The 13,384-nt window shown below is 61.2% G+C and carries 12 protein-coding genes, 1 other RNA gene and 1 pseudogene; 7 read left to right on the forward strand and 7 right to left on the reverse strand.

Annotation, left to right across the window (positions count from 1 at the left end):
- The 3 genes and pseudogenes from BGO16_RS04910 to BGO16_RS04920 form a co-directional block, all read left to right on the forward strand.
- A pseudogene (locus BGO16_RS04910) lies at nt 1–1,221 on the forward strand (carbamoyl phosphate synthase large subunit); the annotation flags it as partial.
- A 264-nt stretch (nt 1,222–1,485) separates the two neighbouring features.
- A complete protein-coding gene (gene greA / locus BGO16_RS04915; protein WP_292617472.1) occupies nt 1,486–1,962 on the forward strand; it encodes a transcription elongation factor GreA in 477 nt (158 codons plus the stop codon).
- 603 nt (nt 1,963–2,565) lie between these two features.
- Nucleotides 2,566–2,961 (forward strand): DoxX family protein, encoded by a 396-nt coding sequence (locus tag BGO16_RS04920; RefSeq protein ID WP_292617473.1) that lies wholly within the window; start codon nt 2,566–2,568, stop codon nt 2,959–2,961.
- A gap of 376 nt (nt 2,962–3,337) precedes the next feature.
- On the opposite strand, the gene BGO16_RS04925 is transcribed toward BGO16_RS04920, so the two are convergent.
- A complete protein-coding gene (locus tag BGO16_RS04925) occupies nt 3,338–3,817 on the reverse strand; it encodes an Lrp/AsnC family transcriptional regulator (RefSeq protein ID WP_292617474.1) in 480 nt (159 codons plus the stop codon).
- 361 nt (nt 3,818–4,178) lie between these two features.
- Between BGO16_RS04925 and trxB the strand changes: the two genes are divergently transcribed.
- Both trxB and BGO16_RS04935 read left to right on the forward strand, forming a co-directional pair.
- The gene (trxB, locus tag BGO16_RS04930) at nt 4,179–5,144 is read left to right on the forward strand and encodes a thioredoxin-disulfide reductase (RefSeq protein WP_292617475.1); all 966 of its coding nucleotides are present in this window, start codon (nt 4,179–4,181) and stop codon (nt 5,142–5,144) included.
- 2 nt (nt 5,145–5,146) lie between these two features.
- Nucleotides 5,147–6,070, forward strand: a complete 924-nt coding sequence (locus tag BGO16_RS04935) for a LysR family transcriptional regulator (protein ID WP_292617476.1) — start codon at nt 5,147–5,149, stop codon at nt 6,068–6,070.
- 256 nt (nt 6,071–6,326) lie between these two features.
- Here BGO16_RS04935 and BGO16_RS04940 read toward each other — a convergent pair whose 3' ends face one another.
- From BGO16_RS04940 to BGO16_RS04950, 3 genes are all read right to left on the reverse strand, one after another.
- Entirely contained in the window at nt 6,327–7,007 is a 681-nt protein-coding gene (locus BGO16_RS04940; RefSeq protein WP_292617477.1) for a ParA family protein, read from the reverse strand.
- A 191-nt stretch (nt 7,008–7,198) separates the two neighbouring features.
- On the reverse strand, nt 7,199–7,453 hold the full coding sequence (locus BGO16_RS04945; protein ID WP_292617483.1) for a hypothetical protein: 255 nt from the start codon (nt 7,451–7,453) through the stop codon (nt 7,199–7,201).
- A gap of 177 nt (nt 7,454–7,630) precedes the next feature.
- Nucleotides 7,631–7,801, reverse strand: a complete 171-nt coding sequence (locus BGO16_RS04950) for a hypothetical protein (RefSeq protein WP_292617478.1) — start codon at nt 7,799–7,801, stop codon at nt 7,631–7,633.
- Nucleotides 7,802–7,917: 116 nt separating this feature from the next.
- Here BGO16_RS04950 and rnpB point away from each other — a divergent pair.
- Nucleotides 7,918–8,335, forward strand: an RNA gene (gene rnpB, locus BGO16_RS04955) — RNase P RNA component class A.
- Nucleotides 8,336–8,465: 130 nt separating this feature from the next.
- Here rnpB and BGO16_RS04960 read toward each other — a convergent pair.
- Entirely contained in the window at nt 8,466–9,692 is a 1,227-nt protein-coding gene (locus BGO16_RS04960; RefSeq protein ID WP_292617479.1) for an extensin family protein, read from the reverse strand.
- Between the two features lie 413 nt (nt 9,693–10,105).
- On the opposite strand from BGO16_RS04960, the gene BGO16_RS04965 reads away from it, so the two are divergent.
- Complete coding sequence (locus BGO16_RS04965) at nt 10,106–11,662, forward strand: DUF4403 family protein (protein ID WP_292617480.1); 1,557 nt, start codon at nt 10,106–10,108, stop codon at nt 11,660–11,662.
- 84 nt (nt 11,663–11,746) lie between these two features.
- Here BGO16_RS04965 and BGO16_RS04970 read toward each other — a convergent pair whose 3' ends face one another.
- Together BGO16_RS04970 and BGO16_RS04975 are read right to left on the reverse strand one after the other, a co-directional pair.
- Nucleotides 11,747–12,253, reverse strand: a complete 507-nt coding sequence (locus tag BGO16_RS04970; protein WP_292617481.1) for a PRC-barrel domain-containing protein — start codon at nt 12,251–12,253, stop codon at nt 11,747–11,749.
- Between the two features lie 296 nt (nt 12,254–12,549).
- Complete coding sequence (locus tag BGO16_RS04975) at nt 12,550–12,750, reverse strand: hypothetical protein (RefSeq protein WP_292617482.1); 201 nt, start codon at nt 12,748–12,750, stop codon at nt 12,550–12,552.
- Nucleotides 12,751–13,384 lie beyond the last annotated feature (634 nt).

A 13,384-nucleotide genomic window follows, 5' to 3' on the forward strand; every position in this document is an offset into this window, starting at 1 on the left:
CAGCCGAAAAACGGCATCGCCTATTCGGTGGAGCAGGCGCGGCTGGTGGCGGCCGATCTCGGCCTGCCGCTGGTGGTGCGGCCCTCCTATGTGCTGGGCGGCCGCGCCATGCAGATCATCCGCGAGGACAGCCAGCTCGGCGACTACCTGCTCGGCACGCTGCCCGAGCTTGTGCCCGCCGACGTCAAGGCGCGCTATCCGAACGACAAGACCGGCCAGATCAACACCGTGCTCGGCACCAACCCGCTGTTGTTCGACCGCTACCTTTCCGATGCCACCGAGATCGACGTCGACTGTCTCTGCGACGGCAAGGACACCTACGTCGTCGGCATCATGGAGCATATTGAGGAAGCCGGCATCCACTCCGGCGATTCGGCCTGCTCGCTGCCGCCGCGCTCGCTCGACGCCGCCACCATCACTGAACTGGAGCGGCAGACCCGCGAACTCGCGCTCGGTCTCGACGTCATCGGCCTGATGAACGTGCAATACGCCATCAAGGACGGCGATATCTACGTGCTCGAAGTGAACCCCCGCGCCTCGCGCACGGTGCCGTTCGTCGCCAAGGTGGTCGGCCTTCCCGTCGCCAAGATCGCAGCGCGGATCATGGCCGGCGAGAAATTGTCCTCCTTCAAGCTCAAGCCGCAGAAGCTCGGCCATGTCGGCGTCAAGGAATCGGTCTTCCCCTTCGCGCGCTTTCCCGGCGTCGATACCGTGCTCGGCCCGGAAATGAAATCGACCGGCGAGGTGATGGGCATCGACCGCTCGTTCGAGATCGCCTTTGCCAAGAGCCAGCTCGGCAGTGGCACGCGTCTGCCGCGCAAGGGCACCGTGTTTGTCTCTGTCCGCGAGACCGACAAGGTGCGGATTCTCGAAACGGTGAAGCTGTTGTCCTCGGCCGGTTTCAGGGTGATGGCGACGTCGGGGACGCAGCGCTATTTGTCCGACAGCGGCGTTCCGGCCGAGAAGATCAACAAGGTTCTGGAGGGCCGGCCGCACATCGTCGACGCTATCACCAACGGCGAGGTGCAACTGGTGTTCAACACGACTGAGGGACCGCAGGCGCTGGCCGACAGCCGCTCGCTGCGACGGGCCGCCCTCTTGCATAAAGTGCCGTATTACACCACTCTTTCGGGCGCCGTGGCGGCCGCGCAGGGTATCCGTGCCTATCTGGGCGGAGACCTTGAGGTTCGCACCTTGCAGAGCTATTTTTCCGAGACCTAAGCGCGATATGGTTCCAGGAACCCCGGCTAGCCGGAACCTGCCGGCCACGGGGATGTTTTCTAACCCAGGCCGGTCGTAAAACAGCTAGTGTGGTGGTTCAGAAGTTCGCTTTCAGTGCCTCGGCGAGTTGCCAAGCGAACTTCTGAACCAAACCAACACTGGAATTATAGAGTTGCCAATGCGGTTTGCAGCCCCGGGTGCGGACCGGAAGGCAGCTTCGCGCAACACCTCAAGGACCGCTGACGAAGCGAAGGACGAAGTGAGATGGTCGAGAAGGTTCCGATGACCCGAGGCGGACATGCCGCCCTCGCAGACGAACTGAAGAAGCGCCAGTCGGTGGACCGGCCGCGCATCATCGAGCAGATCGCCGAGGCGCGCTCGCATGGCGATCTGTCGGAGAACGCGGAATATCACGCCGCGAAGGAAGAACAGTCGCACAATGAGGGCCGCATCGCCGAGCTGGAGGATAAGCTGGCGCGCGCCGACATCATCGACGTCAGCAAGCTGTCCGGCGACACTATCAAGTTCGGCGCCACCGTGACGCTGATCGACGAGGACACCGACAAGAAGGCCGTGTGGCAGATCGTCGGCGAAGCCGAGGCTGACGCCAAGAAGGGGCGCATCTCGATCACCTCTCCGCTCGCGCGCGCCCTGATCGGCAAGAAGAAAGGCTCCTCGGTTGAGGTCGTCGCGCCAGGCGGCGCAAAAGCCTACGAGATCACCAAGGTCGAGTGGCGATAGCGGAGGTTTTCTCCGCTGTCGCGTATCCGCGAAGATCCTGACATATTTTATTTCGGCTTCGCAGCGCAGGATGAGAGCGGCATGCGGCTTTCCCGTTCAAGCCTCGCAATAGCGATGACCGCTGCAAGCATTGCCGGAGCCGCCCACGCTGCCGAGATTGATATCCCGCAGCATCCGCCGCCGAAGCAGAAGGAACTGTGGATGCAGAATGGCCCGCCGAATTGCAGCCGGTGGAGCGACGGCTGCACCAGTTGCGCGCGCGGCGCCGGCAGCGAGCCGATGGTGTGCTCGAATACCGGATTTTCCTGTCAGCCCAAAATGATCCGTTGCATTCAGCCCTGACCTCGCCGGGGGCAAGCCACGATCGCGGCCCGGTCGCAATGACGCAGCCGTCATGCAAGCACTCGATGCCGGACGTCGGAATGAGCGAATAAAACTTGCAAAATCAATAACTTATATGAAGTTTTGATAGTGCCAGAAGCGAAAACTCCCAACATCGACGTGTTCCAAACATGGAACAATTTTGCGTCGCGAACGTTTCGTTTCAGCTTTGCGGCGAGGTAAGCTGTGGGGCGACAGGAATATGCAACGGAAAGACCCAACATGGATCAGATCTCCAAATTGCAGCCGATCGTCCTCAGCCTGCTTCGTTTCATGAGCGGACTTTTGCTCATGCAGCATGGCACTGCCAAGCTTCTCGGCTTTCCGGCGTTGCCGATGTTCGCCGACCTGCGAATCGGCTCGATGGTCGGGGCCGCGGGAGTTATCGAACTGGTCGGCGGCGCACTGCTGGTGGTCGGGCTGTTCACACGGCCCGCGGCGTTCATTGCCTCGGGCATGACGGCGGTCGCCTACTTCATGGTCCACGAGCCGAAGGGTTTCATGCCGATCGTCAATGGCGGCGAACTGGCCGCGCTATATTGCTTCGTGTTTTTCTATCTTGTGTTCGCCGGCGGCGGTCCGATCAGCCTCGACAGGATCATCCACAAAAAGACCTGAAGACCTGGGGCGTACTTGAACATCGTGCTCGGCTTCACGCCGGGCACTCAGACAGGTGCGGCTTTGGCGCGCGCCTGTTGCGACCTGAGAGCGTTTTCGAGCAAAGCATGTCCTCGAGCTTGACCGAGGATGGAATCCGGTTCGCGTGAAGAAACGCGTCAAATCAAGAGCCTAGTGGAGTGAATTTGACATTCGCTACCCACTTTGCAGCGAACTTGTCAGGCGAATGGCAAATTCAAAACTCCACTAGAAACCTGATAGTTGCTAGTGGTCCTTTGATTCTAACATTTGCAAGGACTCCCTGCGGCAACGGGATGCAAATGTTAGAATTGGACCACTAGAGTCTTTCACTGTTTCCATGAAACGGTGAAAGTCTCTAGCCAGGCGTCTTCAATTCCAGCGGCACCGCCGCAGCGTATTTGGAGCTATGCAGGACAAGCGAGGTTCGCACGTTGCGCACGTGCGGCGCGGCGGTGAGATGCGAGACGAAATCCTGAAAAGTCGCCATGTCGGGCGCCACGCATTTCAGGATGAAGTCGACCTCGCCTGACAGCATCCAGCACTCGCGCACCAGCGGCTCACCGCGCACGAATTCCTCGAATGCGCGCAGGTCGGCGTCGGCCTGACTCGACAGGTGCACAGACGCGAACACCGTGACCTCGAAACCGAGCCGTTGTGGATCGAGCAATCCCCGGTAGCCCTGGATGTAGCCCTCTTCTTCCAGCGTCCGGACCCGGCGAAGACATGGCGGCGGCGAAATGCCGACCCGCTTGGCCAGTTCGACATTAGTGATCCGGCCATCGGCCTGAATCTCGCTCAGAATCTTGAGGTCGATCTCGTCCAAACTTTTTGACACGCGCGTGCAAACCCCGATGCTCGCCAGAGTCTGTTCCAACTGCGTTGAACCAGACTCGTCGCTTATCTTTTTGTTTGAGCGTGATCTTTTCCGAAACCGGTTTCCACTTTGCGGGATCATGCTCGAAACGGAGAGAATCTCCAGTAAACCTCTTAACGTAGATCGGGCCGTCTGCGCAATTTTATTGCGCAAGGCCCCGCTTTGGCGTTTAGAGGAATTTTTGCAGTGACGGGTTGCAAATCCTGCATAGCTAGCCAGATATCCAATATATGATCTAGATGTTTTTCCCCGCCTTCCGCCGCCTGCCATGGGCATTCGCTGCCCGCGGCCGGCCGGCTTCTCGCCACAGGATCCCAAATCCATGCCTGCTCCCGTCCACGCCAAGGTTGTCATCATCGGCTCCGGTCCGGCGGGCTATACGGCGGCGATCTATGCCGCGCGCGCCATGCTGGAGCCGGTGCTGATCCAGGGCATCCAGCCGGGCGGCCAGCTCACCATTACGACCGACGTTGAAAACTATCCCGGCTTTGCGGACGTGATCCAGGGTCCGTGGTTGATGGAGCAGATGGAGAAGCAGGCGACGCATGTCGGCACGAAGATCGTCACCGATACGGTGAACTCGCTCGATGTATCGCAGCGGCCGTTCCGGCTGACCTGCGACAGCGGCGAGGTTTATCTGGCCGAGACCGTGATCCTTGCCACCGGCGCGCAGGCGCGCTGGCTCGGCTTGCCGTCTGAAGACGCCTTCAAGGGATTCGGCGTCTCGGCCTGCGCCACCTGCGATGGCTTCTTCTACCGCGGCAAGAATGTGATCGTGGTCGGCGGCGGCAATACCGCCGTCGAGGAAGCACTGTTTTTGACCAACTTCGCTGCGCAGGTCACCCTCGTTCACCGCCGCGACCACTTCCGCGCCGAACGCATCCTGCAGGATCGCGCATTCAAGCATCCCAAGATCAAGGTGATCTGGGACAGCGTGATCGACGAGATCTGCGGCGCGGAAAATCCGCCCAAGGTCACTCATGTCCGGTTGAAGAACGTCAAGACCGGCGCGCTCACCGAACTTTCGGCCGACGGCGTGTTCATCGCGATCGGCCATGCGCCCGCCACCGAACTCGTGGCCGGCAAGATCAAACTGAAAAGCTCCGGCTATGTCGAGGTCGCTCCGAACTCGACGGCAACGTCGGTGCCGGGCCTGTTCGCGGCCGGCGATGTCGCGGATGAGGTTTACCGGCAGGCAGTCACGGCCGCGGGCCTTGGCTGCATGGCCGCACTGGAGGCCGAACGGTTTCTCGCAGCCCATGCGAGCGACCGCGCGGCCGCAGAGTAACGATGCTTCGGAATCGCGGCGGTTTTACCGACATGGACTGGGACAAGCTGAAGGTGTTTCACGCGGCTGCCGAGGCTGGCAGCTTCACGCATGCCGGCGAGCAGCTCGGGCTGTCGCAGTCCGCTGTATCGCGACAGGTCGGCGCTCTGGAACAGGAACTCTCGGTGTCGCTGTTTCATCGCCATGCGCGGGGGCTGATCCTGACCGAACAGGGCGACCTGCTGTTCCGCACCGCGCACGAAGTCTTCATGCAATTGCAGGCGGCGCGCGCCAAGCTCACCGACAGCCGCGAGCGGCCAAGCGGCGATCTCAAGGTGACAACGGCGCCTGGCATCGGCATCAACTGGCTGATTCCCCGCCTCGGCGAATTCACCGCGCTCTATCCGGAGATCCGGATCTCGCTGATTCTGACCGACGAAGAGCTCGACTTGTCGATGCGCGAAGCCGACATCGCGATCCGCACGCAGAAGCCAACCCAACCCGATCTCATTCAGCGCAAGCTGTTTGCGATGGGTTTCCACGCCTACTGCTCAACGGAATACGTCAAGCGCTTCGGCACTCCCCGGACGCTGGAGGAACTCGACGGACATCGTATCGTCCTGCTCAGCGAAACGCACCCCTCGGTCCATCCCCAGAACCGCAACTGGCTGGTCGAGGCCGGCCGCAACGGCTCCGGAACGCGCGAGCCGTACTTCATTGTCAACAACATACTGGGCTTGTTCAACGCATGTCAGCACGGCCTCGGCATCGCCGCGTTGCCGGACTATCTGGTCGGCGAGAACAACCTCCTGGTGCAGTTGTTCAGCGAATCCGTTTCGATTCAGCTCGATACCTATTTAGTGTATCCTGAAGAACTGAAGTCCGTCGCGCGGGTTCAGGCTTTCCGCGATTTCGTGGTCAGCAAGGCCCAGCGCTGGCCATCGTAATCCGCCAGCCCCGCCGGATAATGCGTTTACAGCGTTTTCGAGCAAAGTGGGTACCGGTTCGCGTCAAGAAAACGCGTCAAATCAAAATCATAGAGCCCCGCTTCTGATTTCGTCAGAAGCGGAAAAGCTCTAGCTCGCAGCAAGCACACGGCGGCAAACGGCAAACGCGCGAAACCCGCGCGCTTTATCAGCTCAAACAAAAAGACGAGCGGCGAGTCCGGCTCAACGCAGTTGAAACAGACTCCGGCATGCGGGGTCAGGCCGCGTTTTTGTGCATGGTCCCGTTCGATGACGCAGCGCCACGGATCGCCTTGACGGACCGCTCGATCGCCGCCCACAGCCGTCCGATCTCCGAGGCCGCGCGGCCTTGTGAATCGTATTCGCGGGCGCCTTCACCATGCGCAAGCGCCAGCAGCAGGTCGGCGCGATTGGTGATCTGACCACTCCAGACCGGAGCGCGGAATTTCGCAAGAGCCTCGCGGGCAATGGCGACGATCGGGCTTTCGGAGCCATCACGCATTGCGGGCGCGCCGTTCACGACGACAGCATAAGGCTTGCGCGCTGAGCGGCAGGTTTGGATGGTGTCCTGAACTGCATTGACATCGAAGACGCCGGGCCGCGCGGGAATTACAACCATGGTCGCATTCCGGATAGCGTCGTCGACGACCGCCGACAGGTTCGGCGGCGTGTCGATAAAGACCCACTCGAAGCCGTCACGCCTGGCCGAGTTGATGATCTCGGTGACGGAGCGGTTGGCTGTCCGGATCGGAGGTTCGTTGGTGCCGCGCAGCTTGTGCCAAAGGGTCAACGACCCCTGCGGATCGGCATCCACCAGCAGGCAGGGCTTCGAGGCCTTATGAACTTGCGCGGCAAGGTGAGCAGCCAGGGTGCTTTTGCCCGAGCCGCCTTTACGCGATGCGAAAACAATAACGTTCATACCTTGGTCTCCAGATTGACCCGGGAGACTAAAATGAATCAGCATACTGATTCGTTAAAGACAAATCTTGCCGCCAACCGCCTCTTTACATCGGTTTTTCATGCAGAACTGGCATTTGAGTCACACTCCGCCGGATGTGTGAGTCATATTGCCGCAAAAGATTACAAAGCGAGTCGTCCCGAGGAAACGCGCTACGATCGACGCTTCGCGGCTTTTCGCTCGATCCATTTGCGTTCGATCCGGCCGAGCGTGCGCGCTATCGGTGCTTGCAGGAACGGCAGATCCTGGGCAAGCAGCATAAGTCCGAGCGGCAACATCCACAGCCCCAGCACCGGCAGAAAACTGAAGACACCGCCGACGGTGAGCAGCAACGCCAGCGGAACGCGGACCGGCCGCGAGGACGGCCTGCGCAGCCAGCCCATGAATTTCGCCGGGCGTGGCGGCATCTTGCTTTCGAACCAGATAAAATGCCGGTCCAGTTCCGCTCGGTGATCAGTGCTCACTGTTTGCTCCGTGACGGAAAGATGTTGGTCGATCACACCGCCACAACGCGGCGGGATGTCGCGCAAACAGCTCTGTCGCCGAAACAGGTGCGGGTCTCGTCAAACGCGCCGGCTTTCGGTTCAGAAACCGAACGTCCAGACCACGCATACCACCGTCAGCGTCAGGAGCATACTGAGCACCCAGCCGATGGCATAGTTCGTCTCCTCGGGCGCGATCCCGCGCATGTCGTCGACCGGAACGCTGTGGGCCGGAACGCTGTGGGTCGAACGCCAAAGGCGCAAATCGGTCATGACCAACCTCCCTTTGCGGACATTGCCGCAAGGGATTCAACGGTGAACGGGCGGCGCGAGTTCCATCGGACACGCGTGGCTTGACGCCGCCGCGCACAACCGTCATGCGTATCGCGTCAGTCGGCCGGACGGCCGCTCCCGCTCCGGCCGAAAGGCTTCCGGGAGAGGAAAGTCCGGGCTCCATCGACATGCGGTGCCGGATAACATCCGGCGGGGGCGACCCCAGGGACAGTGCCACAGAGAACGAACCGCCTTCTCTCCGGGGAAGGCAAGGGTGAAAAGGTGCGGTAAGAGCGCACCGCATCTTCGGCAACGGAGATGGCATGGTAAACCCCACCGGGAGCAAAACCGAATAGGGACAGCATCGCGAAAGGTTCGCTTCGGCGATAACATCGCAGGGCCGTGTCGGGCCCGCTGTCCGGGTAGGTCGCAGGAGGCGACGTGCAAACGTTGCCCCAGAGGAATGGCCGTCACGTATCGTGTGCGCAGGCACGCGATGCCCTACAGAACCCGGCTTACAGGCCGGCTGATATGTTCGCGAAGCGCGCGTCAAACAAACGCGTTCGACTGTGAATATTGCGAATGGGGGGTTCGGCGCAGCCACGCCGGACCCCTCGCCATTTCAAGAGTTCACAGGCAGGCGGCTTTGCGAATATCGGGGGCGCTACTCGTCGTCGTCAGCGTCATGACGGTGCGAACGGCTCGCTCTGCCGCCGAGCGATCCCGTCGCCGCAGGCTCGCGGCTGGCATATGAGCCTCGCCCGGCGCGCGCCGCGATGTCCTCGCCCGAGACCGCCGGCGGCTTGCAGATCGTGCGCCGGCTGGCGCGGCGCATCAGATCGACATGAATGTGATTGTAGTGATAGACGTTCGCGCCCGGCGCCAGCACCGTGGTGAAGCGCTGACAGGCCGTTGCCTCCACGTCGCGCAGGAAACCCTGTTCCTCCGGCAATCCCTTCCAACCATGCTGCACGGACACGTATCGCCCGTCCGCCAGCGTGAATCCCGCGATATCCAGCGCATTGCCGAAGGCGTGCTCGGAGATATGCGCATGGGGGTTGCCGTTCATGCCGCGGCATGAATAGGCGGAGATCTGCTTGATCTCGACGACGCGCGCGCCGAACCAGCGCATCGCCGCCGGCTGGACCGAATCCGCGAGCCAGCGATCGAGCACCGAGACGATCGGACAGGCAAGCGTCGCGGCCGGCTTCACAGCGACAGGCCCGACCGCGCTGGTGATCGTCCCGCGCGCAGGCCCAAGACGCGGCAAGGGCGAAGCCTGTTGTGACGACGCCCCCGATCCAGGCGTTGCTGGATATGCGGACGATCGCTCGCCGCTATAGAGCCGGGATTGAGGTTGGGATTGCGAACCCGGATATGATTGCGAGTAACCGTCGGATGGATAGGACGATGCGCGATCCGCATCCGGCGTTCCTTCCGGCGGCAGTTCGATCCCATCTTCGACGGGACGCACACCGGGCGCGGTCAGCGAGACCGGGCCGCTCGAGCCGCCGCCGTAAGCGGGCTGACGAGCGGCTGTCTCAGGATATGACGGCGGCGGGTAGGACGGCTTTGCAATCGGCCAGCGCGGCTGATTGCGGCCGACCGGCGCTGGAGGCCGGAGATCCTCGTCGGCAAAGCCGTAGGCCGGACTTTCCCCGAGCGCCGAGACCTTCAGCGGAAATTCGGCGCCGCAGACGCCGGGACCGTTGATCGGGCGGATGCGAACGAGATCGGCGCTTTCCCTGACCTCGCCGGATTTCAGACAAGCAGCTTCAGCCTCGGCCCGCCACGGCTCGCGTTCCGCGGTCTGAAAAAAACCGCGCCCGCAACCGGCCAGCGACACAAGGACGACGGAGCCGACGAGATACAAGGCAACTCTGCGCGTCATTCGCGCAAGTTCGGCGAATTTATTTAAGGCTTCTTCAACGCGTTGCGTTCAGACATTTTTAACGATACTGCCGCGGCGCACAATGGAAACTTGGGAACGGGTTGCGAGCCTGTCGCGTTACGACGGACCAACGGAGTCGTCACATGACTTTCGCAGGCCGCATCAGCATCGTGACCGCCTATATCGCGCTCGCCTTCGTCGGCGCGATCGTGCTGGGCGTTTTTTAGAGTTTCACCGTTTCAAGGAAACGGTCAAATAGCGACCAGCCGCGCCTTGCTCCCCGGTCTTTATTTTTTGCATATTTTCGCGAACCTCGAGGTCTTTGGATTCGCGTCACGGCAGCAACCGTGCGGCTGGCCTCCATCGCCCGCTGCCTGTAGACTCGCCGCGGGGCAATTTTCGTCGGGGAGCCAATGCGGCCTGAGTTCAACCTCAAGACCATCCTGCTTGGCACCGGAATCCTTGCGGTGTCCTTCTTCGTCAGCCTCAAGGCCATGGACTGGTTGTCGCCGTCCGCAATCAACAAGCCCGTGCTCACGGCATTGCCGCCGCTGCCCCCCGTCAATCGCGCGTCGAGCATCATCGCGCCGATCACGATTCCGCTCGCCGTCATTCGCGATGCCGCCGAGCGCGCCGCGCCGCGCAACTTCGCCGGCAAGGCAGACAACCCGGTCGCGCATATTCTTCAGAACGCTGACATCGGGTGGACCGCGTCGCGCGGCGCGATCAGCGCCACAGGCGCCGACAACACGCTGTCGCTGACGACGCCGCTGAGCGGCACCCTCAAGGTCAAGGGATCGCTGTCGGCCGAGGCCGAGGGCGCGATCGGCAACGCGCTTGGAAACCTGCTCGGCGGCAACGTCGCCAAGCAGATCGGGCGCGTGAATATCAAGAACCTGAACGCCAATGCCGAGATCAAGGGCAATGTCGTGATGACGGCGCGGCCGGTGCTGACCGCGAATTGGCGCATCGATCCCGGCATGACCGCGCAGGTCCATCTCGGTGACACCAACCTTTCGGTCGCCGGCGCCCGCGTCAACGTTCCCTCTCAGGTCAAGCCCGTCATTGACCGTGCGGTCAACGAACAGATCGCGAGCCTGCAACAGCGCATCCGCAACGACCCGATCCTGGAGCACAGCGCACGCGTGCAATGGGCACAGATGTGCCGCTCGATTCCATTGCAGGGCGCGGCCGGATTGCAGGACCTGTATCTCGAACTGAAGCCGGTGCGCGCCGTCGCCGTTCAGCCGCGCATCGATGCCAGCAACGTAACGTTGACGCTCGGCATCGAGGCCGAAACGCGGATCACCGGCACGGCGACGAAACCGGACTGTCCGTTTCCCGCAACGCTCGCCATCGTGCCGGCCATGCCAGGCAGGCTGAGCATCGGCGTTCCGATCGACGTGCCATTCACCGACATCAACAGGATCATCGAGGCGCGGCTGGCCGGCAAGACCTTTCCCGAGGACGGCAGCGGCCCCGTCGGTGTCACCGTCAGGCGGGCCAGCGTCGCGGCAGCGGGCGACCGGCTTCTGATCTCGCTGTTGATCGATGCGAAGGAAAAGAAAAGCTGGTTCGGTTTCGGCGGCGAGGCCACCGTCCATATCTGGGGCAAGCCCGTGCTCGACCAGACCCAACAGACCCTGCGGCTGACCGATATCCGGCTCGCGGTCGAATCCGAGGCGGCGTTCGGCCTGCTCGGCGCCGCCGCGCACGCCGCAATGCCCTATCTGCAACAGGCTCTGGCCGACAAGGCGACGGTCGACCTCAAGCCGTTCGCGTCGAGTGCGCGAGAGAAGATCGCCGCGGTCATGGCGGATTTCCAGAGGAGCCAGGGCGGGGTCCGCGTCGGGGCCGAGATCACCAGCCTGAAACTCGCCGACATCGCCTTTGATTCCAAAACGCTGCGTGTCATCGCGGAGGCGACGGGCGCCATGAACGTCGAGGTCAGGACGCTGCCGGCTCCATAATGTTCGGGAGGTTGGCTCGCGCGCCCCACGCAAAAACGCGCCCGGCCAAAACCGGGCGCGCTTTAATCCGCTTCGATCCGCCGACTACTCGGAGTACTTGAATTCCGGCATTGACTTCAACTGCTCCTTGGTCGCACTGAAGACCACGTGATCGGGGTACCAGGGATTGGACTTCGATGTCGTCGAGGTCGATGTGGTTGAACCCGTGGTGGTGCCCGTAGTCGTGCCGCCGGAGGTCGACGAGGTCGATGTCGATGGCACAGGCGTATCGACAAATTTCAGCTTGTCGAAGGATACCGCAACCAGGTGCTCGCCGACGCCGAGAAAGCCGCCGACGCCGATCACCGCGGCGTTGATCTTTCCACTCTTGTCCAACAGCATATCGCTGATCGAGCCGAGCTTCTCGTTGGAGTCGTTATAGACGTTAAGGCCGATCATCTTCGACGAGCGCCAGTCACCGTGATAGCCGGACTCTGAGGATGTAGCCGCCGGAGCGCTCATGGTGTTCGTGCTGCCGGGCGTCTGGGCGACCGCCGCCGTCGCCAGCAGCGCGGATCCGATCAATGCGACGGTGATGTGCTTGGCAATCATCAGTGTACCTCCTTCGGTTTTGAAATTCAGTAGCCAGAACACACAACTTGGGCACTCGTTCCCGGGAACATTTCCGACCGCTCGGGTTCCGGGCGCTGATGAGCGGATCGCGCACAAAAAACTGACGGCCGGATTCGCTCGCGCAGCAAACGAACGGCGCGCGAATGGAGTCATGAAGAATGAAACCATGAAGGAAGGCGCCCGCGCAAACGGCGACAACAAAAATCGAGGCCGCCGCTCCGAATGTGCTCGGAAGCACGGTGATGCGACGCTATGCCCCGCCGCTGCGCCTGCCGTCAGGCCGCGATCGCGTTCGGCTCGCCTTTGCTTTCGGCGAAGAACGCGACCGCTTCGAACCGGTAGCCACAGCTGGCGCACTGCCAGAGATACGTGGTCCGGCGCGGTTCGTGTTCAAACCAGACCGGCGCGGCGATCGGGTGGCCGCATTGCGCACACGGATTTTGATGAGGCAAATAATCAGATACGGCAGCAGCCATGACGCTTCTCCCATCTGTCTTGCTTTCGCGGACTCTCGCACTGAGTAGCCGCTTTCCGAAGTTCGAGAGACATTGCAGCACCCTTTTTAACGAACTTCGAAAAGCAACGGGGTGCTGGAGCATGATCCCGAAAAGTGGAAACCGGCTTTCGGACAAGATCATGCTCAAGAAAGCTAAGCGACGGGTCTGATTCAACGCTGTTGAAACAGGCGCTAGCAACTTTACAATTTTGATGCCGATTTGAATTTGAGATTCCCGAAAAACCCGCTGCAAGTGGTGCGGGAATACAAATCGGCGGTACCGGTATGAGCGCTGCGACATCCGTGTCGTGCGATCCCGGAGCGGGATGAAGATATCCCATAGCGGGATGACGAAAAGTGTGGTGCGGTTTTCCGCCCGCATCCCGCTTCTCAAAATATCGGGAATCGATCACGTTCATGATTTGAATCTGCTCGATCCGAAATCATCATGATCCTAGTGGAGTGAATTTGACATTCGCTACCCATTTTGCAGCGAACTTGCCAGGCGAATGTCACATTCAAAACTCCACTAGAAACCTGATAGTTTCTAGTGGTCCTTTGATTCTAACATTTGCAGGAACTCCCTGCCGCAACGGGATGCAAATGTTAGAATC

The organism is Nitrobacter sp. 62-23 (genome assembly GCF_001897285.1).
Classification (GTDB): domain Bacteria; phylum Pseudomonadota; class Alphaproteobacteria; order Rhizobiales; family Xanthobacteraceae; genus Nitrobacter.